We start from the raw sequence: 24,648 nt of genomic DNA, 5'->3' as shown, positions 1-24,648 counted from the left end.
ATTCGACCCTGCAGGTATTAAGGCAAGCCACGCGGAAAGCCCGGCAAAGTGGTCCACAGCTGGGTCTTTTGGCTAAGATCGTCCTTATCATCGCCGCTGCTAATTCTGTCCATTTCCGGCAGCAGCCGCATCGCTACTTCCAGATTGTATTTGGCATCCCAAAATTCGCTGTCCAGTGTCAAGGCTTCCCGGTAGGCTTGTTTAGCCAGACCCAGCAAAGGCATCGCGTCGTTGATATTACCACTCTGGGCTTTATCCATGGCTTGGCGTAGATAGAGATTGCCCAGGTTGTAACGAGTTTGCATTTGCAAATTTGGGCCGGATTGCTGCAACAACAGGTTCAGCGTCGCCAAGGCTTCGTCGTAGCGTTGGTGTTGGCTGAGATACCCTGCCCTGGCCAACCGTACTTCCGGGGCCGCGGTTGCCAATTCTTCGGCGCCGACATCCTTGTCAGCCAGCAATTGGCCGATCAACCGATTTTGCCCGGCCAGCCCATATAGTTGCAGTAATTGGGTCAGCGTCACCAATATAGCTATCGCCAGTGCGGCCCACAGCGCCCAATGTTTTAGTTTACGAATCACAGTCTGGCCTCGCACAGTTTCACGCCCAGCAATAACAGCAACATGGCCGCGGCCCAGGCATAACAACGTGTGGATAAATCCTGCTTGGGTATTCGTTCGAAGTAATGCAAGGGCCGATTTTCCAGGCGGTTGATGTCGGCTACCGCCTGTTGCATGGCACCGGGCGTTTCGGCTTCGTAGGCCTGATACGGGATATGCAGGCTATTAAAAAACAGATGCAGATAACGTTCCGGCATGGCCTGAGCATTGTCGTCGCGCGGGTCGTCGGGTATTTCGAACAAGCCGTGGCTGTTGGCGGTACGCAGGAATACCCAGTACAAACTGACTTGACGTTGTTTGAACAACTCGCGCAAGGCCGCTTCGCTGTCCGGATCGATCACCGCAGCACCGTCCGAGACCAACAACACGATTCGCGAACCGGTCACCGGGCGGCTATCGAAGAATTCCAAGGCCATGCTCAAGCCCTTGCTGACGTTGGTATAAGCCAAGGCCGGCAGAGCGGTGGCATCTATCGCGGCATGAATGGCGGCTTTATTTTCGGTCAGCGGCAGCACGAATAGCGGCGACGTACTGTATTCGGCGATGCCGATCAAATCGTGCTCGCGGCGATCCACAAACTCATTCAATAAACGCCGAGCGGCGCTGGCTTTGGATTCCTCGCCCTGGGTTTCCGGCGCCTTGCCGGCAAAGGTGTTGTCCATGCTGTTACTGCGATCCAACAGCATGACGATATGCGCGCCGTGGCCGATGCGCTCCACCTGCTGTTCTTGCAGATAAGCCCCGGCCAAGCCCAGCGTCAATCCGCCTATCGCCAGCACACCCAGCAAGCGGATCAAACCGCTGATGGCTAACGACAACGGATCGGGCGGCAGAATAGCCAGCCAGGGATAGGCATTGGCGACCGCGCCCACCCTGAACATCGGCAACAAACAGAGCAATAGACCCAGTAAGGCCCACGGATACTCCAAGCCTAAATTCATCGGCTGCCTCGCTCGATTTCCCGGCAGTGCAGGCATAGGGTTTTGATTCTTTGCAGATCGCTTTCTTGTGGCGTGGAGGAAGCATCGCCGAAGAAGTAACGGTTGGAATAGTCGAAAAACCAGGCCAATTCATCGGCAATGCTGCGATATTCCGGATGGCTATGATAAAAATCGGCCAGTTTATGCAAGAACACCGGCTTGCCGTGCAAACCGTTAAACGCCGCATGTACCGCGCTGAGCGCTTGCGGCAATTGTTGCAGGCCAAGGTTTCGCAACTTACGCTGCGCACGCTTGAATACGCTGCGTTTAGGTAGTCCCGGCAAATATCCGTAGAGCCAGGCTAAGCGTAAAGCGATACCCACAGCCACGGTCAAAGCCATTAATAAGCGTTTAACAATTGCTTGGTCGTCCAACAGCGGTGGTGCTTGGTCCGGGCGCATATATTCACCGTGCTGATCCTGCCTGACCACCAGTTCCCGCAATGGCGCAACGGTAAAGCGCCAGGCCGCTACCGGCTGCTCCAGGGTTTGCCCGTGTTGCTGAAAGCGTAAGCTAAAGCCGGGTATGCTCAGCTCCTTCACTTCCAGCGGCGCATAAAATTGCTGATACAGCAAATCGATTTGGTAGTACTTGCCGCCGCCGCTGTCTTGCTCGGTGACATTGATCTCGTTAAGTTGTAACCAACGATTCAGTCGGCCTTGCGCAGGCAAACTGCTGCGTTCGAGGGCCATACCTGAGCGGGTTTCGATCAAGATCCGGTGGCGTATGGTATCGCCGATTACATAGCCGAACGGGCGCGGCGTTTGCAGTTGAAAATCCCGTAACGCCTGGTTGGACGTGCCGGAACAGGCTGACAACAGTATCGCTACCATTGCCGATGCCACATAGAGGCGAATCCGCTGCAGCGCCTGCATCACCCTACCCGCCTTAAAAAATATTGTGCTAGCTGTTCGGAACGGTAGCCGTTTTCGATAAATAATGGCTCGCAGCCAAACGCCCGAAAATGGTGTTGCAATTGGCTGCGACGCTGCGCAAAAGCCTGTTCTATCTTGCGCTTCAAACTCGGCCGAAACCACAAGGTACGGCGTTTACCGGTTTCCAGATCCTGTAGCTGGAATAGGCCCCAATCCGGCAACCCGCTATATTCGGATTGGTCCCATAACACCAGCGGAATCACATCGTGACGACTCAGGCATTGCAAAATGGCCTGCAACTGCGGCAACGGAAAATGAAAATCCGACACCAAAAATACCAAGGCTCGGTGATTGGGTAGATAGCGTTGGGCTTGCAGCAAACCCTCCGATCCCGGCTGGAATACCAGCTTTTGCAGACGTTCGGCCAGAGATTGAATCCGCCCCATATGTTTACCTGCCGGCAAATAGCAGTCGGTTAAAACTTGCTGATTACAAGCGATAAAGCCGAAATTATCACCGTACTCCAAGGCCGAAGCGGCAATGGATAGCAGCATATCTGCTAGTACACAGCGCTTGTCGTTGCCGCCCGAGAAACCCATGGACGCCGAAAAATCGGCGAGCAAAAACACATCGACCGCGCTATTTTGCTGCTGCACCCGCACTTGATATTGGCCGAACGGGTCAAGCAGACTGGCCCGCAAATCGATGCGTCTGGGATCCGGACGGGCGATCAAGGTGTCATGGCGCTTGAACAATTGGCCGTTGCCGACCATTTGTCCGGGATGCGCGCCGGGGAACACCCCGACTACCGGGCGCGGCAGGCGGTATTGAAAGGGTTGGGTGTTGGCAGACATCGGCTTAGCGTGCTTTTGTTATTGGCTGACGACCAAATTGGCCAGCACCGCCGTCACGATGAGGTATCCCGGAATGGAAAACTTCAGCGGCACCTTCATCAGTAAAGCTACCACGCCCGAATAAGTTTGCGCATTGCGGCTATGGATGGCTTCGCCGAATAGCCACAGCTGGGAGTTCAACAGGCATAAAGCCAGGATTGTGAAAAAACCGACATCGCTGAACAGAAACGATTTGTTCGCCAACAGCGATATGCGATCACTGGTATCGATAAAATTGGCCGTCAAAATGCCGATCATCAAACCGCCCTCGTCGAAGGCCACCAGAAAAAAGGTATAGGTAAACCGCCGCAAGCGCCGGCTAAACTCGGTCAAGGCCGGAAAATGCAGCGATAGATATAACACCGGTAGACTGAGACAAAACAGCAAGGTGCCAACCACCGCTAATAAAATCCAGAACTTAAAACCCACCGCGTCGTTCAGCGCGCTGGTGTAATACGCGGCATACGGCACGTCCGAATGTTTATCCAGACTGCTAGCGATAAACGAGCAGATAAAGCCGACGCCGGACCAGGTCAAATAGGTTTCCAATAAGTGGCCAAGGCCGGCATGCGGCAGCGTGGCGTGCAGAGTCGCTTTAATATTCATAGGGTATTACGGTGCGGCGATTTGGTTGAGGATGCTGTCTATCAAGGTGGGAATCAGCTCGTCTTTGCGATAGGCGTACATCGGATTTAGAAATATCCGGTGCGACATGGTCACCGCATAGACAGCCTGTAAATCTTCCGGCAGCAGGCTGTCGCGATCCTCCAGCCAAGCCCTAACTTTGGCAGCGCGGATCAAATAGCTGATACCGCGTGGACTGGCGCCGGCCTGTAGTAGTTGATCCATTTCCACATCGCTTAACTTGATGCCGAAGGCGCGCGGATCAGCGGTGGCTTTCCATAGGTCCAGCGCATACTGGCGCAAAGCCGGTGTGGGCTGGATGCTTTGCTGAATTGCGGCGGCCCAATCGTTGAGCTGATAATACGGAATCTGACTGGCGGCCATTTCGTCGATCAGGGTATCGACATCGTGGTAACGCGGGTTGAACATCAAATCGTCCAGCACTGCATCGTCGCTGGGAGTGTCGATATTGATTTCCATGAAAAACCGGTCGCGGGCGGCGGCCGGCAGTTCGAAGGTTTCTTCCTTTTCCACCCGGTTGCGGTCGGCGAACACTTGGATATGCGGCATCCGGTATTCGCGGTTGAATGCGCCGATGCTGCGCTCGGCCATCACCCGCAATAACAGCGAATGTACTTGCGGGCGGGCGCGATTGATTTCGTTAAAGAAAAATACCGATAGCTGCTCGCCCTGCTTTAACAAAGGGCCGGGATCGACGCAGGGCCTACCCTCGCTGTTTAGGTAGGTGTAATAAATCAGATCGGCGGGCATCAGGTCGATAGTGCCTTCGATGCGTTGGTATTGACCACCCAAGCCTTGAGCGATAGCTCTTAATAGGGTGGTTTTTCCGACCCCAACCTGGCCTTCCAATAACACATGGCCGCGGGCGAATACCGCTATCAAAAGGTTGCGTACCGCCGCTTGTTGACCGACGACGACATGGTTGATTTGTTGTTCCATCCGCAACGCACTGGCGCGCCAGTCGCTGAGAGTTTGCTTGCTTGTCATAGCTAATTGAGCGCTGTTGATTAAAGCCAATATCGCAAAAGAACTCCAGGGATTGGTCCCAATACCGCCTAGTTAAGAAACACTCGCCATTCCGGCAGCGAGTGCCGGCAGACAACTTAACTAATTGGCATCGCAACTGCCCGGAGCCGTGAGGTTTTATCTTAAAACTGTTTAAACCTAAAAAGAGCAGTTGAGCCTCGAAAAATCCCGTTCGTCCTGAGCTTTGTCGAAGGGCGAGCGGGATTTTTCAATCACCCGGCGGGTAAGTGTGTTGTAGGCCATCCATGCTTCGACTTGGCTCAGCACGAACGGCCTACAACACGCCCCAACTGCTCTTTTTAGGTTAAAGGCTACTGCACTCGCGAAGTTTTTAAACAGCTTGCATTTGTCTAGCGCGCCGATGCTCCGCGTACTCCCTTGTTGTCGCTTTGGCGAAATAATTTCCGATTCCATCCGAATTATTAGTTACCACCATCCTTGGCGGCATCCTAAGGGTTCGATTTTCCAGGCAACTGCCAGGGAGCGCTATGCGCACCATGACCTACCGATTGATTTAGCCCAATAACTATTGACCTTCCACGTCGTAAACAAACTTGCCGGTTTTCGCCATGGTCTCGGTCCGCTTGGCATTGCGCGCTTCCATTTCCTTGATCGATTGGGCCTGTTTGTTCAATTCGTTCGGATCGTGTTTAGGGTCGTATTTGCTGCCGGCCACTTGCGCCGGATAACCCGGTTTCGGCTCCCAGCAGTTGCCCGCTTCTTTACATTTTGTACCGTCATAGGCTTTTGCCGCGCCTGATAGCCCCAGAGCCAGCAATAACGCGCCTAACATTACTAATTTGTTCATGTTGATCTCCTGATAAATTGTTGGATAACCCTCACCCTGCCCTCTCCCCTGGGGAGAGGGTTCAATACCTACTTCCAAGGCAAACTCAAGCCGCCTGGAGTTAGCTGTAGAGTGGCTTGATTCCCTCTCCCTCCGGGAGAGGGCTAGGGTGAGGGCGTTTATTTCAACCAATCGGCTTTCTTCGGATCGCCTTTATAGATATGGCGAATGAAAGCCATGATGTGCAACATGTCGTCGGTGCTGAAAGTGACGTACTGCGGCCCCATCATACCGTTGGCCCCGCCGAACAGTACCTCGAACAAGCCCACGTCGGTGGCATTGCGCGGATAAGTCCAGTAGTCGTCGGCCAGCCCTGGCCCCAGTTTGCCTTCGGCCTCGTGACCGTGGCAGCCGGAACAGCCGGTCATGTAAAGGCTTTCGCCTTTCTTGACCGCCTCGGCGTCGCCGTTGTAAGGGTTTTTACCGGTTTGCATAAATTGCTTGAACTTGTCTGTATTGCCGCCTTTCTTGGCAAAACTCAGATCCAGCGTTTCACCGGTCAAGGCGTGACGCAAGGTAATATCCGCTTGGGCGGTAGGTATTGCCAGCGCTGTCAGAGTCAGCATTGCTCCGCTCAAAACTGTTGTAAATTTCATTATCGAATGTTTCCTATTAGTTCATGGACAGAGCGGCATCGGGTTGATCCAAAAGCGGAATGCCATCCGCTTCCAGCAGTTCTTCGATTTCGTCCTGTTGGTCTTTAATGATTTTGTTCAACTGCGCCAACAAAGCGGTATCGCCCTTACGTACGCCAATGGATGTGCTGTAATGGAAGCCAACCTTTTCGCCATCGGCCCGCTTGTTGTTGTCGGGAATCACCGTCATGGTCAACGGCGTAGCGGACGCTTTGACATAGCGTGCCGCCGCCGGCCCCCACAAGATGGCTATCTCGGCCTTGCCGGTCGTCACCTCGTTCACCAGCTTGTCATTCTCGTATTTGACATACTGGTTACGTTTGGATTTAAAGCCAGCCAACTCTTGCTGATAATTGAACATATCGTTGTAGCGCCCAATCGCCCGCAGCATGGTTTCGGCGGGCGTACCCGGCATAAAAGCAATACGTTTGGCTTTGCGTAGCGCTTCGCTATCCCAGTTCTGCAAGTCCAGCTTATCGTCGCTGCGGCTGATAAACACATAGCCGGAGCGATAATAGGGCGCGGTGGTGGATAAACGTGGATCGCCCTGATCGACGCCCATCACCACATCGCACAAGCCTTTATCGACATAATCGCGGATGAAGTATCTTGGATCAGTCCAGGTCACAGTTTCCAGTTTGCGACCCAGTTGTTCGGCCACATACTGCGCCAGCTTGTTTTCAAAGCCATCGCCGGTTTTATTGGAGTAAGGCATTTCGTTTTCGGCCGTGCAGACTTTCAGCGTAGGCTGCTCGGCGTGGGCCGTAACAAAACCCAAACCTAAAGCCAACGCGGTAAAAATGCGTGTCGTTTCTTTCATAAGAATTCTTCAAATAACTTAGGATATGGTTCCCACACGCCAGCATCACTGCCATTCAGTTAAGTTAGTATGGTCCCCTCTCCCCTTGGGAGAGGGTTAGGGTGAGGGAAATAAATAAGGAAAAAGGCTTTTTTTCACCCCCTCATCCCAACCTTCTCCCGGAAGGAGAAGGGGCTTTCCCTTAACTTAATGATAGAGCCGCTCCAGCATGGGAACGATGCGCCGAAATTACAGCGCGAACACCATCACGCCGCCGCCCATTTGCGTGTAATGCGCCAACTCTTTAAACGCACCTACCGCACCCAGACCAGCTGTCGGATCGGCCAAATCGAATACCAAACCTACACCCGGCCAGCCGCCTACACCGTAATAAATCGCAACATACTGTTTGTTGTTGTGTTTATAAGTGATCGGATGGCCAATAACGCCGGAAGGCAATTTAAACTTCCATAACTCTTCGCCGGTTTTGGAATGACGGGCTTTGATGTAGCCGTCCAGAGTGCCGTAGAACACCAAGTCGCCTGCTGTTGCGGTTGTGCCACCCCACACCGCGAATTTCTCCTGAACTTCCCACTCCATTTTGCCGGTAACCGAGTTCATGGCTTTAACTTGCCCCAAAGTGCCTTTCGGACCCGGATACATGTTCAAAGTCGCGCCCACGAAAAACTGGCCTGCCCGGTATGGCAACATGAACGGTTCCCAGTCCATGCAAATGTGGTTGGTACCCATGAAGAACAATTGCTTGTTCGGATCGTAGGATTCGATGCCCTGGTTGTGGTATCCCATCGCCGACGGACAGATGCCGGTGGCTTGGTGGTCCATGTGTGTCGAATATTCCGGGTCACGGATCGGCAAACCGGTTTGTAAATCGACTTTTTTCACCCAGTTGACGGTATCGTCGATTTTGAACGCGTTCACCAGATCACCGTTCTCACGATTCAAGGTGTAGACCAGACCGTTACGATCAGGGTGGGTCAACAGCTTGGTTTTTTTACCGTTGACCACCTGCTCGGACAAGCCCATGTAGTTAACACCGGCATAATCCCATTCATCGTGCGGCGTTTTTTGGTAGCCGAATTTAGCTTCGCCGGTGTTGACGTCGCGACCCCAGATGGTCATAGTCCATTTGTTATCGCCGGGACGCATGGTTTCGTTCCAGGGTGCGGGGTTGCCGGAACCGTAGTACAGCATTTCCAGGTCGCTATCGTAAGCGTACCAACCCCAGTTGGTGCCGCCACCGATTTTCCAGGCGTCGCCTTCCCAGGTTTTTTGTCCCAAGCCAAACTGACCGTAATGCGGATTGGCGCTATTAAAGTCTCTAGCCAGTTTCAAGTCCTCGTCGGGACCGGTCGCGTATACCCGCCAAGCTTGTTTACCATCCTTGATGTTATAGGCTGTAGCGTAACCGCGCACACCCAGCTCGGCTCCGGCGGAACCGACGATGACTTTGTCCTTGACGACGAACGGCGCCATGGTCAAGGTCGAACCCATCGCTATATCGGAGTTCTCCATTTTCCATAACACCTCACCAGTCTTGGCGTTCAGCGCGACGATATGACCGTCCAGCTGATTCAAGAAGATCGTGGCGGGGTAATCCTTGCCTGCCGGCGCATAAGCCAAGCCGCGGTTGACGACGTCGCAGCAGGCCACGGCGCGTGCGGCGGGATTTTGCTTGGGCTTAAATTGCCAAAAAATCTTGTCCGGATTGTTCAAATCCAGTGCAAACACGTTGTTAGGATAAGGAGTGTGCACGTACATAATGCCGTCAACGACCAATGGACCGCCTTCATGACCATTTAGTACGCCCGTGGAAAATGACCATGCCACTTTCAGGTTCTTGACGTTGTTGGCATTGATGTCGATCAACTCGCTGAAATGTGTCGAACTGTAGTCTTTGGTCTGCATCACCCAGTTGGTGTTTTGCTTTGACATTTGTTCCAATTCTTTATTCGCTTGCGCCGATTGCGACACGGCCAAGGCCGCAGCCGTTACTAACGCCGTGGTCGATACCTGCTTGGCAAACCGTGAAATTTGCATGAATCCTCCTATGTTGTTTATTAGGTTGCATGGCCCGGCAAATCGGTTGGTTAGGGGAGCCTTCCGTTAAAAGCGGATACGCCATCGGCATTTCCGGGCAAAATCAATCACAAGCTGCGCTTAATTTTGGCGTCAATCCGTGACGCGAGATTTTGCTTTGTGGCAGAAATCTCCTTCACTTTTCACATCAGCAATCTCGATCAAGTCGCACACAATATTGACTTAGACCTACCGGGCCATGCTGGCGCAAATGGTAAAGAAGGCGACCTATCGGGCGTTACGGAATAATCCACGAATAGCCTGGGAATTCAGCGAAAAAAGTCCTGGAAGTTTTCCCGGTACGGCGCAGCCGCACTCCGCGGCAAAACGGGAAAAGCTCCCATGGTTTCCCGGCATAAAAATCGGCATCATGGCAGGGCAAGAAACGCCGGCCAGGGATAGCACCGGCTCTGCCGAGGGCGTTTCTTGCTCTTCCACTCAACAAAGCAGGACACGTATTTAGTGGCGAATAAAATCAGCGTTTTATTAGTAGACGACCATGCGGTAGTCAGAGCCGGTTACAAGACTTATTTATCGCTGTCGGAACGGATAGGCGCCGTCTACGAAGCCGATAGAGGCGAGACCGCCTGCCAGGTGTATGACAAGCAAACGCCGGATGTGGTGGTGATGGATTTATCGATGCCCGGCTTGGGCGGTTTGGAATCGGTGCGGCGCTTATTAGTCCGTTACCCCAGCTGCAAGATCTTGGTATTCAGCATTCATAACGAGCTGGTATATGTGACCAGAGCGATCAAAGCCGGCGCTAAGGGGTATATCACCAAGAATAACGAGCCCGACACCTTGGTAACGGCAGTCTGCACGCTCGCCGAAGGCGGCACGTATATCGAGCCGGCTCTGGCGCAGCAATTAGCGGTGAATATGGCTATCGGCCAGGATGAGGCCTATAAAGTTAAGTCGTTGTCACCGCGTGAATTCGATATTTTTTGCCTGCTGGCCAATGGCCTAAGCACCCGCGACGCGGCAGATAAATTATGTTTGAGCTATAAAACCGTGTGCAATCACAGCACTGCAATCAAGGAAAAATTGAGCGTGAAAACCATGTCGGAGCTGACTTTATTGGCCGGTCGACAAGGCATTATCAAGACCAGCTCCTAAGCTGATAATGCTCACCAAATAGGGAAGCAATTTCTTAAAGGCTTTGGATGCCTAGTTTCCTTGAGCTACTCGACGCGGCCTCAGACTATTGGATTCTGTTATTCGCTTTATACCACCATAGCCCAGCCGCTGGCGTTACACCTGCCATAGCAACAAACATTAGCGTTGGATTTTGATATAGCGCCTCGATAAAGGCACCGATGAATTCGGCATGCCGCGATAGCAAGTGGTATCCATGATTCGCTCTAAAAGCATTAAAAATGCGCGCAGCTGCTTGCCAAAAAAAGGGTTTGTCTAGTTCGACTGTCTTCGTCGAATATTCACAATTTCCTCAGATTTGACGAAATTTTCGACTTGGTCCTTAGACTCTGCCAATCGACTAAAGGCCGGACTTGGCTATCTAAATTGGCCGGCATTTAGCCCATACTTTTTCAGTTTGCCGTATACAGCACGCGAAGTCATCCCCATGGCGGCGGCAACTTGTTTGACGTCGCCGCGATGGCTTTGCATGGCTTGCGTCAGAAACGCTTGTTCGGCATCACTTAGTAGATTTTGCTTGTGGACGTTCCAGTCGTTGCTTGTCGTGGCAAGCGGTTTTTGATCCAACTCCAGACGGGTCAATTCGTTACCTTTGCAGAACAATACGCTACGCTCCAGGGTATTTTCCAGCTCGCGCACATTTCCGGGCCAGGCATAGGCGCGGATTTGGCCCATCACCTCGCGGTTCACCGACTGCACGTTTTTCGTGTATTTTTCGTTCAACCGCTTCAGCATCAACTGCACCAAATGTGGCAAGTCTTCCGGGCGTTGCGCCAACGGCGGTATCCATAGCCGCACCACGTTCAGACGATAAAACAAATCCTGCCGAAACGAGCCCTGCTCGACGTGCTCCTCCAAGGAGCGATTACTGGCAGACACTATCCGCACATCGACATGCAAGGTGTGTTTGCCGCCGACCCGTTCCATCTCGCCTTCCTGAATCACTCGCAGCAAGCGGGTTTGCGCGGCGGGCGACAAGGCATCCACTTCGTCCAGAAACAAAGTGCCACCCTCGGCGCGCTCGAAGAAACCTTGATGCACTTCGATAGCGCCAGTAAATGCGCCTTTTTCGTGGCCGAATAGCGCGCTTTCGATCAGGCTTTCCGGAATCGCCCCGCAGTTGATCGCCACGAACGGTTTGTGACCGCGGTCGCTCATCGCGTGTATCGCCCTGGCAATCAATTCCTTACCCACGCCGGTTTCGCCGTTGATCAACACCGTGGCTTTGGTCGGGGCGATCACTTCCACCTGCTGTAATACTTTTTGCATCGCCGGCGACTTAGCGATGATGGCTGGGGCCGGTTTGGCGGCATGTTGTTTTGGCAAACTCCACCAGACGCTGCGCATCCGTTCCTCTATGCGCGAATGCAACGCCGCCATTTCCTGTTTTTCTTCTGGTTGGTCTTCGCGCCGATATTCCAGGCCTGGCTTGTCGATAGCCGCATCACGGCGGGTGTGAATACAGACTTCACAACCGCCGTTTTGCTTGGCGATACTCTGGCGAATTTCCACCTTAGCGTAGCCAAAATTACGCGCGGCAATCCCGCCAAACACGCTGGAGGTCATGCGGCACAGCTCCGGAAAATTGGTCACACCATCACCGAATGGACAGCGGCTATTCACTACGGTGATGGTGCCCGCTTCGACCGAGGCCAAGGAAAAGTTACCGCCGATATGGTTCTTTAGGGCCAGAATCAAATCGATATATTCTTCATTGCCCAACTCGCCTTGGCGTTGATATTCATCTCGATAGGTTTGCTCGAAATACAACCCTGCACTCTTGGCAATCCGCTCGATCAGCGATTCGCAATAATTGCCGCCCTCCTGTTCGCAGGCGTGCATCAGCTCCAGAATGAAGGTTTGCAGGAAAAACACCGGTGAAATCTGGGAGAAATCGTGTCCGCTCATAAAGGCCTGAAAAAAATGAAATTAAGCTTCACATATTGAAGCATAGATTCACTACGCTACCCATAGCATTTTTATAAGCATTTGATTTTTATAGTGAGTAAGCGCTTTTTAATGTTGGCCCACGGATTGCTCAAATACTGATGAAAACCGCCGTAAGCGGCTTTTACCGCCAGGGAGTGACACTGGCTTAACGATAATAATCTTTCCAGGAGACCATCATGAGTGACAACAAACCGCCATTGAACCCGCACCCGCTGAGCGAATACGTGGCCTGGGCCGGCAATCGCAACCGCGAACCGATATTGGGCGTGTTAAAAGAAAAACTCCCCAAAGACAAAGGCCGAGTTTTGGAAATGGCCACCGGCAGCGGCATGCATATCAATTTTTTCGCACCGCATTTCGATCACTTGCACTTTCATCCGACGGATAAAGATCAGGAAGTATTCGATAACATCAAAAAATTAACCGGCGACCACGGCAACGACAACATCGCCGACCCGGTGCATCTGGATTTAACCGATCCAGACACCTGGTTCAACCCTGGCGACAAAGGCAGCTTCGACGCGATTTTCTGTATCAATATTTTCCAGGTCGCGCCGATTTCGATTGCAGACGGCATGATGGAATGTGCGTCGCATTTGCTGAACGAATCGGGCATTTTGTTGATTTACGGTCCATTCAAAGTCGAAGGCACCTTTACTACCGATTCTAATGCCGAATTCCACAGCACCCTATCGTCTTATGAGGTACCGGAATGGGGCTTGAAAGACGTCGCCGATTTACGAAAAGCCGCCGAAAAACATGGCATGGAATTGAAAGAACAAATCGACATGCCTGCGAATAATTTCTCGCTGATTTTTGGTAGAAAAGCCTAAGGAATATGCAATGAGCGAAGTGAGTGCAGCCGTGGTAATGGGCGTGGGACCAGTGCGAGGATTGGGAGCCGCGCTGGCAACACATTTTGCAGCACAAGGCCTGCATGTGTTTATTGCCGGTCGCAGCGCCAGCAAACTCAGTGTGGTTTCCGACCAAATTATCCAAAAAGGCGGCCAGGTTACCGCAGTGGTGGCCGATGCCAGCCTTGATCAGGATGTCGAGCAGCTGTTTGCTTCGCTACGCGCACAAGCCTATTCGCTGAGTATTGCTGTTTACAATGTAGACAGCAATATCTCAGCGCCGCTGTTGGAAACCGATAGCGAACTGTTTACCCGCTTGTGGCGGCAAAACTGTTACGGGGCATTTTTGTTCGGGCAACAAGTTCTGACTATCATGCAGAAACAAAAGTCCGGCACCCTAATTTTTACCGGTGCGACAGCCTCAATGCGGGCCAGACCACCTTTCACTGCGTTTGCCACTGCCAAAGCCGGCTTACGGGCTTTGGCACAAGGCATGGCGCGCGAATTTGGGCCGCAGGGGGTGCACGTCGTGCATACCATTATTGACGGTGTGATTGACGGGGAACGGGCGCGAAGCCAATTTGCGAACTTTGTGGCGTCGAAAGGTGATGACGGCTTGCTGCAGTTGGAGGCCATCGCCCAAACCTATTGGGCGGTTCACCAACAACACCCCAGCGCCTGGACGCATGAGCTGGATTTAAGACCTTTTAAAGAGCCGTTTTGATAACTTCAACCGGCTAAAACTCAATGACTTGCAGAGATTGACTGATGAAAACATTTTTGTACGCGGAATTTCAAGTAGCCATTCCTTTCGATCAAATCGATTGGCAACCTATCAACGTCGAGATGAAAAAGTATCCAGGCTTGAAATCGAAAACCTGGTTAAGCGGGGTTAACAATAAAACAGTCGGCGGCTTTTATGAATTCGATTCCATAGAAAATGCCCAAAACTATATCGACGGGTTGTTGCTGCCGTTTACCAAACAGGTCAACGGCAACTTGTCGGTAAAACTGTTTGACGGTGACATCACCCAAGACGCCAACATCGGTATGTTTTCACCGTTCTATCCGGGGACCTGAGCAGCGTTTTGATTGATTCGGCGCTTTTGCAGCCCAGCTATTGGCTTAATTTTTTAAGTCGTTTGGATTCCTATTGCTTTGCTCACCGATGCTAAGCAATAGGCCAGTCGAAGTGCCCGCATCGGAAATGCAAGATTTTCCAAACCCTTATTTCTCCAACTTCGCTTTCAAGCCATTCAAGCCATTTTTGAAAAACTGCGTCATCGCTTTAACTGCCGCTTCGTCATTCAAATTGTCCGGCGGCGTGTTGCCGGTATCGCCACGGTAGAAGCGGCTTTTGACAGTCACCACACTGCTATCGACAGTCTCCCCAGCCGCGACTTTAACATCGACGGTGTGCGAGCTGGTGGGAAACGCTTTAGTATTTTCGGACTTCAACCGATAGCTGTATTCGTGTTCAGCTTCGTTGTAATAATCCAGTTCTTCAGTGATGCTTTCATCGTTTTGAAAAGTCAAAGTACGCAGACCGCCGGACTGATTCTTGCCGTCACCCGTGCTCTTTTTTAAGTCGGTATGCCAGTTGCCAATATCGTCGAAATTCTTCAACTCGGTCCAAACCTTGGCGAGCGGCGCTTGAATAGTCACAGATTCCTTGGCTTTTTGCGGCGTTGGGCCGTGGGCGTGAACTTGCCAGGAAAGCATTAAAAAGCCGAGTGAAAAAATAATATGTCGCATGGGCGATCCCGAAGGCTGGTGAAAACCCGCTATTATCCAGGCCCAGCGCCAGCCTTCCTTGGGAATAAACCCCGAATTGACCTGGGGAAACTTCATTTAGCCTCCTGCTATCAACCCGGCCCTTAAATATCGTCCCTCCCTGCTTAGCTTGCCTGAGACATCAAAGGAGTTAACTAGCCACCAGACAGCCTTGTAAAAACAAACCAACAGACTGACGCACCCATCTTTCGATCTCCGCTTCGTCGGGTGTCGGCTCCAAACCCAACTGTAAGCGCTGTAAGCGTTCGCCGCGCACCGCGCTGATGAATTGGTCGGCAAGGAAATAGGGGTCCATTTCGGTGATCAAGCCGGCCTGTTGCTGACGCATAAAAAACTGCGCTAACAATCCCAGCGTCCGGCGCGGTCCTTGTTCATAAAACTGTGTCGCCAGATCAGGAAAACGCGGCGATTCGCCGATCAATATCGCCCGCATCCGCAATACATCCGGACGGGTAATACGAAACAAAAACTGCCGGGCGAAATTCGTCAAAGCCTCTTCCAATGCGCAATCGTCGGACAGGCTACCGATAAATTGATCGCTGCAACGCCGGATCAAAGCGCCGAACAAACCGGCCTTGCCACCGAATTGGCTGTAGATCGTACGTAACGAAACCCGCGCATCGCGGGCTATGGTTTCCATACTCAGGTTGCCGTAACCGTTTTCCAGGAAAAGTTGCAACGCCGCATCGAGTAATCGATCTCGACTTTGCTGCTCATCGCCCTTACAGGGACGTCCACATTTAACCATGCTGTGTGATTCGCGAAATGAATTGACTTGGGTGAAGATGATAACCTAGACTAAACGGTAATAGATATTACCATTTTCAGTTAACCGACGATTTAGGCAGTACGGCAATGGCAAAAAACGCGCGCATGACGCTTGCAAACAATCAGATCTATTCATCGCCGGTAGCGGCTAATTTTCTAGGGCAAATGCATCGCCAAGCGTTGCGACGTGGGTTAAAGCTCGGCGTGGCCGGCGTCATCCTGCAACTGGCTGCGGCTGGCTGCGGCGATGCCGGAACACCTGCCGGCGCATCGCCCGCACCGCCGCCGCCCAATGTAAAAATCGCGCAGCCTCTGAGCCGAGAAACCACCGAATGGGACGAATATACCGGCCGGATCGAAGCGATCAACTCGGTGGACATCCGCGCCCGTGTCGGCGGTTATTTGGACACCGTCAATTTCACCGCCGGCGCCAAAGTCAAGAAAGGCGACTTGCTGTTTCAGATCGACCCTAAACCGCTAAAAGCCCAGCTTAATTACGCGCAAGCCGAACTGGAGCGCGCCAAAACCAAACGCGAGCTGGCAAAAAACGATTTGACCCGCGCCGAAAACCTGTTCAAAGCCAAAGCCATTTCCGCGGAAGAATACGACATGCGCACCAAAGGCTTGCGCGAAGCGGCGGCTGCGGTCGAATCTGCGGACGCCAACGTCTACACCGCAAAATTAAACCTGGAATACACCGAAATCCGCGCACCAATCAGCGGGCGAGTCGGCCGCGAGATGATCACCGCCGGCAACTTGGTCAAGGCGGACGACACCCTACTGACTAATATCGTCTCCACCGATCCGGTGTACGTGTACGTCGATGCCGATGAACAATCAGTGCTGAAATACCGCCGTCACGCTCAACAACACGGCAAAGGTTCCGCTGATTTGAAAGGTACGCCGGTGGAATTGGCGGTAGCCGACGAAACCGATTTCCCGCATCAAGGCAAACTGGACTACATCGCCCCGCGCGAGGATGCCGCTACCGGCACGCTGAGCTTGCGCGGCGTGTTCGCCAATCCGGACGAATTGCTCAGCCCAGGCTTTTTTGCGCGGTTGCGGGTGCAAGCCTCGGCATCGTACCCTGCCCTGTTAGTGCCAGACCGCGCCGTCGGCACCGATCAGGCCCAACGCTTTGTCTGGGTCATCAACCAGGACAACCAAGCCGAGTACCGTCAAGTTACCCCAGGCTCGCGCATCGGCGAGTTGCGCGTGATCCGCAGCGGCGTGCAAGCCGGTGATTGGGTAGTAGTGGAAGGCGTGCAAAAACTCAAACCCGGCGCCAAAGTCAATCCGGAGCGCATCACTTTGGCCGTGCCGGGAGCGCAATAAGCCATGGATAAATTCAGTCATTTTTTTATCGACCGGCCGATCTTCGCGGCGGTGTTGTCGATTGTGATCGTGTTGGTCGGCAGTCTGGCCCTAATCGGCCTGCCGATTGCCCAATACCCGGAAATTGCTCCGCCCACGGTCGTGGTCAGCACCAACTATCCCGGCGCCAATGCCAAAGTAGTCGCGGAAACGGTAGCAACGCCGATCGAGCAGGAAGTGAACGGTGTGGAAGACATGTTGTATATGTCGTCACAGTCCACCAATAGCGGCGCGATGTCCTTGACCGTCACCTTCAAGCCCGGTGCCAATCTGGATAAAGCCCAGGTTTTGGTGCAAAACCGGGTGGCATTGGCCGAACCTAAGTTGCCGGAAGAAGTGCGTCGGCAAGGTTTGAGCGTGAAAAAGCGCAGCCCGGATTTAAGTCTAGTGGTTAACCTGGTTTCGCCGGACAAACGTTACGATAGCGTTTACATGAGTAACTACGCACTGCTGCAAATCCGCGACACCTTGGCGCGTTTGCCGGGCGTGGGTGATATTCTGCTATTCGGCGCCCGCGATTACAGCATGCGCCTGTGGCTAAATCCGCAAACCATCGCCGCCCGCAACCTGACCGCCGCCGAAGTGGTGACCGCAGTGCGCGAGCAAAACGTGCAAGTGGCGGCCGGCGTGGTAGGTCAACAACCCTCGCCGAACAGCGCCGAATACCAATACACCGTCAGCACGCTGGGCCGCCTCAGCACCCCCGAGCAATTTGGCGAGATCGTCATCAAGCAAGGCGAAAACGGCCAAGTCACCCGCTTGAGAGACGTGGCGCGCATCGAACTGGGCGCCAAGGATTACAATTCCGGCTTGTATTTGGACGGCGACGAAACTGTCGGCCTGGCGATTTTCCAACTCCCCGGTTCCAATGCCATCGACACAAAAAATGCGGTGATGGCGGCCATGGAAAAACTGAAGACCCGTTTCCCGGAAGGCCTGGATTACAAACTGGTGTACGACACAGTGGTCTTCGTGGAGCAATCGATAGCCGCGGTAGTCGAAACCCTATTCGAAGCCTTGCTGCTGGTCGTCTTGGTGGTGATCGTGTTCCTGCAAAACTGGCGCGCGGCGGTGATCCCGCTGCTCGCGGTGCCGGTTTCGTTGATCGGCACCTTTGCGGTGATGTCGGCTCTGGGCATCTCTCTGAACACCCTTTCACTATTTGGTTTGGTACTGGCCATCGGTATAGTCGTCGATGACGCCATCGTGGTGGTGGAAAACGTCGAGCGGCATATTGCCGAAGGGTTGCATGCCCGTGAGGCCACGCGATTGGCGATGTCCGAAGTGGTCGGGCCGGTGGTCGCCACAGCATTGGTGTTGGTGGCGGTATTCGTGCCCACCGCCTTTATCACCGGCGTATCGGGTGCGTTTTACAAGCAGTTTGCCTTGACCATTGCAGTGTCCACCGTGATTTCGGCGTTTAACTCCTTGACCCTAAGCCCGGCATTATGCGCCTTGCTGCTGGACCGCGCTCACGACAATAAAGACGCTTTCACCAAAGTCTTCGACAAGCTGTTCGGTTGGTTTTTCGGCGCGTTTAACCGCTTTTTCGAGCGTTTCAGCCTGGGCTATTCGCGTTTGGTCGGCCGTTTGATCCGCGTCACCGCTGTCGTTCTGGTGCTGTATGTCGGCCTGAACGGCTTGAATTTCCTGGCATTTGAGAAAGTACCGACCGGTTTTATTCCGCAACAGGACCAAGGCTATCTGGTTTTGTACGCGCAATTGCCTGACGCCGCTTCCCTGGCCCGCACCCAGGACGTGGTGCAGCAAGCCAGCAAGATCATTCTGGATACCCAAGGCGTGCAGCACGTCAACGCCTACGCCGGGTGGTCGGTGTTAAGCGGGGCTAATCAGTCCAATGTGGCCACCATGTTTGCCCGCTTAGGCGAGTTTACCGACCGAGCCGGCCACCCGGAATTGCATGCCGACGAGATCGTCAAAACACTTACTCAGCGCCTGAGCGTGATCCCCAACGCCCGCATCGCCGTATTCGCGCCACCGCCGATTCGCGGCATGAGTTCGGTCGGCGGTTTTAAACTGCAAATTGAGGACAGAAACAACGCCGGCGTGGACGAATTGCAGCGCGTCACCAATGAAATGCTGGGTAAGGGTAATCAACAGCCCGGTTTGGTCGGTTTGTTTAGTACCTTCAGATCGGGCGTGCCGCAATTATTTGTGGACGTGGATAGAACCCGGGTCAAAGCGATGGACGTACCGTTGAAAGACGTGTTCGACACCTTGCAAATTTATCTGGGCTCCTTATACGTCAACGACTTCAACGCCTTCGGCCGCACTTACCAAGTCACCGCGCAATCCGATGCGCCATTCAGGATGCTACCGGGCGATATTGACCAGTTAAAAACCAAAAACCGCCAAGGCGGTATGGTGCCCTTGGGCGCGGTCAGCGAGGTGAAAGAAATCGCCGGGCCGGACAAAATCACCCGCTACAACATGTACCCGGCCGCGGAAATCAACGGCGGCACCCTACCCGGCATCAGTTCCGGCCAGGCCATCAACACCATGAGTAAATTGCTGTCCGCCGAATTGCCACCGGGGTTTGATTTCGAATGGACCGAACTGAGTTTGCAACAGGTATTGGCCGGCAATGTAGCGATGCTGGTGTTTCCACTTAGCGTGATCTTCGTCTTCCTGGCTCTGGCCGCACAATACGAAAGCTGGTCCTTGCCGTTTGCGGTGATTTTGATCGTACCGATGTGTATTTTGTCGTCGATGACCGGGGTGTGGCTGAGTCATATGGACAACAATATCTTCACGCAAATCGGCTTCATCGTACTGGTGGGGCTAGCAAGTAAAAACGCCATTTTGATCGTCGAGTTCGCCAAACAACGGCAAGAAAGTGGCCTGAACCGTTTTGAAGCCGCCGTGGAAGCCTCACGCATACGCTTGCGGCCGATCTTGATGACTTCGTTCGCCTTCATCATGGGCGTGTTTCCTTTGGTGATTGCCCAAGGTGCCGGCGCCGAATCCCGGCGCCTGCTGGGCACCGCAGTGTTTAGCGGCATGATCGGCGTCACCGTGTTCGGCTTGTTACTAACGCCGGTGTTTTATGTGGTGGTACAAGCCATCGCCCAACGCCTGCGCCCCAAGGCCACCGTTCTAACTACTCATCAACCTTCAATGGATGCCCCCAAATGAGTCAGCACCTATGTATTAACCGGGCCCTAAAATTCTTTGGATACGTCATTCCCGCGAATGCGGGAATCCAGTATGTCCGCTGGGCTCCAGCATTCGCGGGAGCGACGATATATAAGGGTTGGATTAATAAACGCCGGATTGACACCCTCTATGCTGTCGGCCTCATCGGCATACTGCTGACCGGTTGTGCGGTCGGCCCGGATTATGAAACACCGGCTACTGCCGAGCTACCAACAGCGTTTGCCAACGCCCAAGCCGCCGATTTTTCCGATCACGGCATCGAGGAGCAATGGTGGAAGCTGTTCAACGATCCGCAATTGAGCGCCTTGATCGATAGCACGATCAGCCACAACTACGAGCTAAAAGCCGCCCGCGCCAACCTGGCTGAAGCGCGTGCCTTGTATCTGGAAACCGGGCTGAACCTGTTACCCACCGTCACCTCGCATGCCAATTACACCGAGCAAAAGCGCAGCGTTGGCGCCTTTAATAATCGCGCGGTGTTTCCACGTGAATTGAAGCTGTACAACACCGGCTTCGATGCCTCCTGGGAGATTGATTTCTTCGGTCGCGTGCGGCGCAATGTCGAGGCCAGCAACGACGAAGTCGAAGCTCAACAAGCCAGCCTGCGCGACATTGGCGTCAGTCTAATTGCCGAAGCAGCCCGGAATTATTTTGAATTGCGCGGCCTGCAAAACCAGTTGGCCGTCGCGCAAAAAAATGCCGACAACCAGGCCCAAACCCTGGAACTGACCCAGGTCAAACTGGAAAACGGTCGCGGCACCGAACTGGACACCTCCAGAGCGCTGGCGCAGCTGGAAAGCACCAAAGCCGGGATTCCCCGTCTGGAAAGCGCGATAGCGCAAGCCATCCATAGACTCAGCGTATTGACTGGGCAAATGCCGGACGCCTTGACCACAACCTTAGTGCAGTCAGCACCCTTACCAAAAGCTCCGGATGCCATCCAGATTGGCAACCCGGAACAACTCCTGCGCCGCCGGCCGGATATTCGCGTCGCCGAACGCAGCTTGGCCGCCGCCACCGCCAGAATCGGTGTCGCCACTGCTGATCTATTTCCTCGCGTCACTTTCGTCGGCAGTCTTTCACTGGAAGCCAGCACCTTGTCCGGTCTGGTCGCACCGGGATCGGAATCGTATTCGGTGGGCCCCAAAATCAGCTGGGCGGCGTTTGATTTAGGCCGGGTTTACGCCCGCATCAAAGCCGCCGACGCCCGCGCCGAAGCCAGTCTGGCGCAGTACGAACAAACCGTACTCAATGCCCTGGAAGAAACCGAAAACGCCCTGGTCAACTATAGGCAAGAACGCGCCCGCCGCAGTTCTTTGCTGGCGGCAGCGCAGGCCAGCGAGAAAGCCTCGGAACTGGCACATCTGCGTTATCAGGAAGGCATAGCGGACTTTCTGACCGTACTGGATAGCGAACTGCGTTTATTACAGGATCAAAGCCAATTGGCGCAAAGCGAAACCGCCACGGCTACCGCGTTGACCGCCGTATACAAGGCTTTGGGTGGGGGTTGGGTGGAGTCATCCGACACGCAGGGCAAGCTGGAAACCAGTCTTTTCCAATAGTCGATCATATCGGACGATAATAACCGTAGTTTTGCCGGTCACTGTAAACGGGTGAATTAACGAAAGGAGGTTTAGAGTGGTAGGTTGGGTTGGGTTGAATGACAGTAAGCGCCCTTTAAACCACGCTATTGAATTTTTCTACAAAGCCGTATGAATTTGGTTAGGCCGTTGGATTGGCGAGACGCCAGGGCAGTAATGCTTCGAAGTCATCGACGGTTTTTGCCAGGGGCAGCTGACGGAACAATGCCACCAGATAGGCGTAAGGCTCGATGTCGTTGGCTTTGCAGGTTTCGATGAGCGAGTAGAGATTGGCGCTGGCCTGGGCACCGGCCACCGTGTCGCAGAACAGCCAGTTGCGACGGCCCACCACGAAGGGACGTATGGCATTCTCGCAGAGGTTGTTGTCGATGGGCCAAGCGCCATTCTCGACAAAGCGAATCAGTTTGGGCCACTGCGACGACAGATAATGCAAGGCTTTGCCCAGCAAACTGCCGGGGGTCACCGCGTGCAGATGCTGTAGCAACAACCCTTCGATCTTGGCCAAAACCGGTTTGCTTAACTGTTGGCGCTGCTGTCCGCGCTGTTCGGGGCTCAGTTGTTTCGCCTTGGCTTCGATGGCATACAATTCGCCCATCGCCGCAATAAACTGCGTCGGTAGTTGTTCCGCGCCACGTGCGGCCTTGGGTATGACAGCTTCTGCTTCAACAAAATAACGGCGTGCATGTGCCCAGCAGCCGAGATGGATTAATCCTCGATCCGTTGCAATGCCGTTATACACCTCATAGCCGTCGCTCATCAGTGCCGCACCGGACTTGATGCCGTCGTAGAGTGGTTGCGCATGCGTTCCGCCGCGTCCCGGCGTGTAGCAGAACAATCGGATCGGCGGGCCGGAGCCGGTCATTTGCGCCCACAGGTAGCTTTTGCTTTGCGCGGCTCGCCCGGATTCCTTGAGCACCTGCACGACGGTTTCGTCGCCCAGGATCAGATCGGCGTCCAGCAGATGGTCGCGCAGCAAATTGGTGATCGGCTGCACCGCCTGACCGACCCGTACCATGCTGGCGGCCAGGGTGGTTCGTGATAAATCGCCGCCGAAGCGGCTTAACAACGCGGCTTGCCGATACAGCGGCAGGCTGTCCTGGTACTTGGCGGTCACCACCCAAGCCAGCGCGGGTTCGGTGAGTAAGCCTTTGGGGATAATGCGCGCCGGTGCTGGCGTGACCCGAATGCTGTTGTCGCAGCAAGGGCAAGCATATTTGACGCGGTGATGCTGAATCACCCGGACCTGTTGCGGAACGATGTCGAGCTGTTCGCTGATTTCAGCGCCGATTTCCACCAGGCGTGTGCCGTCATGGGCGCAGATGCGTTCGGCTTCCGGTAGTTCATGGCGCACAATCTCGCGAGGTAGGAGAGGATCGAGCGGTTTGCGGCCGCGTTTCTTACGGCTGTGACCGGCGACTTCGATGGCTAGCGGCTCGCCGGTTTCCTCAGCAACGGGTGCGCCGTTCGGGGCTAAGGCTTCGGCTTCGTTCAGAAACAGATCGCGCTGAGCCGGATTCGCCCGCGCCTCGGACTTGGCCGCATACAAACGATGCAAAAAGGCATTCATGCGTTCTTGCAATAGATCGCGCTCGACCGTCACCAACCGTAGTTGCTGGGCGAGGCGTTGCTGATCACTCAGCAAGGCCTGATAGTCTTCGGTAGATAGCGTGATGGTGGTCGTCATGCCGCTATTTTACTAGCTTTAAGGCATTGTTTCAGCCCACTTGCGTATAGGTTCGCACGGGATGCGGCCGCATCGCCGCCAAGTCAATACCGGCTAACAGCCAGTGGAGTTGCTCCACCGTCAAGGTCACCACCGCGGCTTCTTTCGGCCAGCGAAACCGATCAGCTTCCAGTCGTTTGATCATCAGCCAGAAGCCGGTGCGATCCCATAACAGCAGTTTGATCCGATCCCGCCGCCGATTGCTGAACACGTAGATCGCCGGTTCAAACGGATTTAAGCCTAACGCCTGCTCAACCAGCAGCGCCAAACCATTGATGGCCTTGCGGCCATCGACGGGTTCGCGGTGCAGGTAGACCTTTAATCCCGGCTCGAAGCGGAACATGGCAAGGCGGCCAGACCGTTCAATAAAGGCGAAAGATCGGTCAGATCAACACCCTGCAGTTCCAGTTTAACCCCATTGGGTAACGTTATATGGACGGTGACTTCTACCGGTTTCGGTACCGCCATTGACAGAACCGGTGCGAAGGCCGATAGCATGGCCGGGGTACTGGGCGACACTGCGCTGGAATGTTCACGGTACTGGTTAATCCACTTGCGTAGCAGATTGGCATTGATGCCGTGTTCCAGTGCCATCCGGGCTACCGAAACGCCCGGTTGTAGACAGGCTTCGACGAGCTCCCGTTTGGCTTCCGGATCATAGCGACAACGGCCATTGCTCCGATGTCCCACCACCAGTGTTCGCGATAATCGACTCTTGTTCTCAATCATAGGTGTCCACCTTGTTATAAGTGGACACCATCTTCGGCGCTTTTAATCAGGAGGGATAGACGTGGTTAAAAGGGCGCTTACGAATGACAATGAAACCCAGCTTGGA

The 24,648-nt window shown here is 53.9% G+C and carries 23 protein-coding genes; 7 read left to right on the top strand and 16 right to left on the bottom strand.

Translation table 11 applies throughout. From position 1 onward, the window contains the following. Positions 1-17: 17 nt before the first annotated feature. The 10 genes from METH11B_RS0102785 to METH11B_RS0102735 form a co-directional block, all read right to left on the bottom strand. Complete coding sequence (locus METH11B_RS0102785) at positions 18-581, bottom strand: MxaK protein (RefSeq protein ID WP_026600685.1); 564 nt, start codon at positions 579-581, stop codon at positions 18-20. After that, positions 578-1,561 carry a vWA domain-containing protein gene (locus tag METH11B_RS0102780; RefSeq protein ID WP_026600684.1) on the bottom strand — a complete coding sequence of 328 codons (984 nt, stop codon included), beginning with the start codon at positions 1,559-1,561 and terminating at the stop codon, positions 578-580. Before METH11B_RS0102780 ends, METH11B_RS0102785 begins: the two co-directional genes overlap by 4 nt. Continuing rightward, positions 1,558-2,475 carry a hypothetical protein gene (locus tag METH11B_RS0102775; protein WP_026600683.1) on the bottom strand — a complete coding sequence of 306 codons (918 nt, stop codon included), beginning with the start codon at positions 2,473-2,475 and terminating at the stop codon, positions 1,558-1,560. The genes METH11B_RS0102780 and METH11B_RS0102775 overlap by 4 nt, the downstream gene beginning before the upstream one ends. Further along, positions 2,475-3,329 (bottom strand): DUF58 domain-containing protein, encoded by an 855-nt coding sequence (locus METH11B_RS0102770; RefSeq protein ID WP_026600682.1) that lies wholly within the window; start codon positions 3,327-3,329, stop codon positions 2,475-2,477. The genes METH11B_RS0102775 and METH11B_RS0102770 overlap by 1 nt, the downstream gene beginning before the upstream one ends. 18 nt (positions 3,330-3,347) lie before the next feature. Continuing rightward, positions 3,348-3,974 carry a hypothetical protein gene (locus METH11B_RS0102765; RefSeq protein WP_026600681.1) on the bottom strand — a complete coding sequence of 209 codons (627 nt, stop codon included), beginning with the start codon at positions 3,972-3,974 and terminating at the stop codon, positions 3,348-3,350. 6 nt (positions 3,975-3,980) lie between these two features. Beyond that, positions 3,981-5,000, bottom strand: a complete 1,020-nt coding sequence (locus tag METH11B_RS0102760; protein ID WP_036276716.1) for an AAA family ATPase — start codon at positions 4,998-5,000, stop codon at positions 3,981-3,983. A gap of 565 nt (positions 5,001-5,565) precedes the next feature. Continuing rightward, positions 5,566-5,847 (bottom strand): methanol dehydrogenase, encoded by a 282-nt coding sequence (locus METH11B_RS0102750; protein ID WP_026600678.1) that lies wholly within the window; start codon positions 5,845-5,847, stop codon positions 5,566-5,568. A gap of 158 nt (positions 5,848-6,005) precedes the next feature. Continuing rightward, positions 6,006-6,482 (bottom strand): cytochrome c(L), periplasmic, encoded by a 477-nt coding sequence (gene moxG / locus METH11B_RS0102745; protein WP_051426989.1) that lies wholly within the window; start codon positions 6,480-6,482, stop codon positions 6,006-6,008. Positions 6,483-6,498: 16 nt separating this feature from the next. Further along, positions 6,499-7,341 (bottom strand): methanol oxidation system protein MoxJ, encoded by an 843-nt coding sequence (moxJ, locus tag METH11B_RS0102740; protein WP_026600676.1) that lies wholly within the window; start codon positions 7,339-7,341, stop codon positions 6,499-6,501. 228 nt (positions 7,342-7,569) lie between these two features. Continuing rightward, positions 7,570-9,378, bottom strand: coding sequence for a methanol/ethanol family PQQ-dependent dehydrogenase (locus METH11B_RS0102735; RefSeq protein ID WP_026600675.1), 1,809 nt, complete (start codon positions 9,376-9,378; stop codon positions 7,570-7,572). Positions 9,379-9,879: 501 nt separating this feature from the next. Here METH11B_RS0102735 and METH11B_RS0102720 point away from each other — a divergent pair. After that, positions 9,880-10,533, top strand: a complete 654-nt coding sequence (locus METH11B_RS0102720; protein WP_026600673.1) for a response regulator — start codon at positions 9,880-9,882, stop codon at positions 10,531-10,533. Positions 10,534-10,929: 396 nt separating this feature from the next. Here METH11B_RS0102720 and METH11B_RS0102715 read toward each other — a convergent pair whose 3' ends face one another. Further along, the gene (locus METH11B_RS0102715; protein ID WP_026600672.1) at positions 10,930-12,480 is read right to left on the bottom strand and encodes a sigma 54-interacting transcriptional regulator; all 1,551 of its coding nucleotides are present in this window, start codon (positions 12,478-12,480) and stop codon (positions 10,930-10,932) included. 218 nt (positions 12,481-12,698) lie between these two features. Between METH11B_RS0102715 and METH11B_RS0102710 the strand changes: the two genes are divergently transcribed. The 3 genes from METH11B_RS0102710 to METH11B_RS0102700 are packed head-to-tail and all read left to right on the top strand — an operon-like array spanning position 12,699 to position 14,456. Beyond that, complete coding sequence (locus METH11B_RS0102710; protein ID WP_026600671.1) at positions 12,699-13,355, top strand: DUF938 domain-containing protein; 657 nt, start codon at positions 12,699-12,701, stop codon at positions 13,353-13,355. Positions 13,356-13,365: 10 nt separating this feature from the next. Further along, a complete protein-coding gene (locus tag METH11B_RS0102705; protein ID WP_026600670.1) occupies positions 13,366-14,100 on the top strand; it encodes an SDR family NAD(P)-dependent oxidoreductase in 735 nt (244 codons plus the stop codon). Between the two features lie 44 nt (positions 14,101-14,144). Further along, entirely contained in the window at positions 14,145-14,456 is a 312-nt protein-coding gene (locus tag METH11B_RS0102700; RefSeq protein ID WP_026600669.1) for a YdhR family protein, read from the top strand. Positions 14,457-14,603: 147 nt separating this feature from the next. Here the strand turns inward: METH11B_RS0102700 and METH11B_RS0102695 are convergent, their stop codons facing one another. Together METH11B_RS0102695 and METH11B_RS0102690 are read right to left on the bottom strand one after the other, a co-directional pair. Beyond that, positions 14,604-15,131: an SRPBCC family protein gene (locus METH11B_RS0102695; protein WP_036276711.1), complete on the bottom strand. Its 528-nt coding sequence runs from the start codon at positions 15,129-15,131 to the stop codon at positions 14,604-14,606. 169 nt (positions 15,132-15,300) lie between these two features. Next, positions 15,301-15,918: a TetR/AcrR family transcriptional regulator gene (locus METH11B_RS0102690; RefSeq protein WP_036275561.1), complete on the bottom strand. Its 618-nt coding sequence runs from the start codon at positions 15,916-15,918 to the stop codon at positions 15,301-15,303. A gap of 107 nt (positions 15,919-16,025) precedes the next feature. Between METH11B_RS0102690 and METH11B_RS0102685 the strand changes: the two genes are divergently transcribed. Genes METH11B_RS0102685 through METH11B_RS0102675 form a run of 3 tightly spaced genes read left to right on the top strand, consistent with a single transcriptional unit; the run spans position 16,026 to position 22,051 of the window. Next, entirely contained in the window at positions 16,026-17,273 is a 1,248-nt protein-coding gene (locus METH11B_RS0102685; protein ID WP_026600666.1) for an efflux RND transporter periplasmic adaptor subunit, read from the top strand. A gap of 3 nt (positions 17,274-17,276) precedes the next feature. Continuing rightward, entirely contained in the window at positions 17,277-20,468 is a 3,192-nt protein-coding gene (locus METH11B_RS0102680; RefSeq protein ID WP_026600665.1) for an efflux RND transporter permease subunit, read from the top strand. Next, positions 20,465-22,051 (top strand): efflux transporter outer membrane subunit, encoded by a 1,587-nt coding sequence (locus METH11B_RS0102675; RefSeq protein WP_026600664.1) that lies wholly within the window; start codon positions 20,465-20,467, stop codon positions 22,049-22,051. Before METH11B_RS0102680 ends, METH11B_RS0102675 begins: the two co-directional genes overlap by 4 nt. A gap of 160 nt (positions 22,052-22,211) precedes the next feature. Here the strand turns inward: METH11B_RS0102675 and tnpC are convergent, their stop codons facing one another. From tnpC to tnpA, 3 genes are read right to left on the bottom strand one after another with little or no spacing between them, the layout of a single operon-like run. Beyond that, positions 22,212-23,774: an IS66 family transposase gene (gene tnpC / locus METH11B_RS0102670; protein WP_026600663.1), complete on the bottom strand. Its 1,563-nt coding sequence runs from the start codon at positions 23,772-23,774 to the stop codon at positions 22,212-22,214. A 31-nt stretch (positions 23,775-23,805) separates the two neighbouring features. Beyond that, a complete protein-coding gene (tnpB, locus tag METH11B_RS0102665; protein ID WP_026600662.1) occupies positions 23,806-24,156 on the bottom strand; it encodes an IS66 family insertion sequence element accessory protein TnpB in 351 nt (116 codons plus the stop codon). Continuing rightward, on the bottom strand, positions 24,132-24,542 hold the full coding sequence (gene tnpA / locus METH11B_RS0102660; RefSeq protein WP_026600661.1) for an IS66-like element accessory protein TnpA: 411 nt from the start codon (positions 24,540-24,542) through the stop codon (positions 24,132-24,134). The genes tnpB and tnpA overlap by 25 nt, the downstream gene beginning before the upstream one ends. Positions 24,543-24,648 lie beyond the last annotated feature (106 nt).

The sequence above is a fragment of the Methylomonas sp. 11b genome, assembly GCF_000515215.1.
Taxonomy (GTDB): Bacteria; Pseudomonadota; Gammaproteobacteria; order Methylococcales; family Methylomonadaceae; genus Methylomonas.
This window is presented reverse-complemented; position numbering and strand designations above follow the sequence as displayed.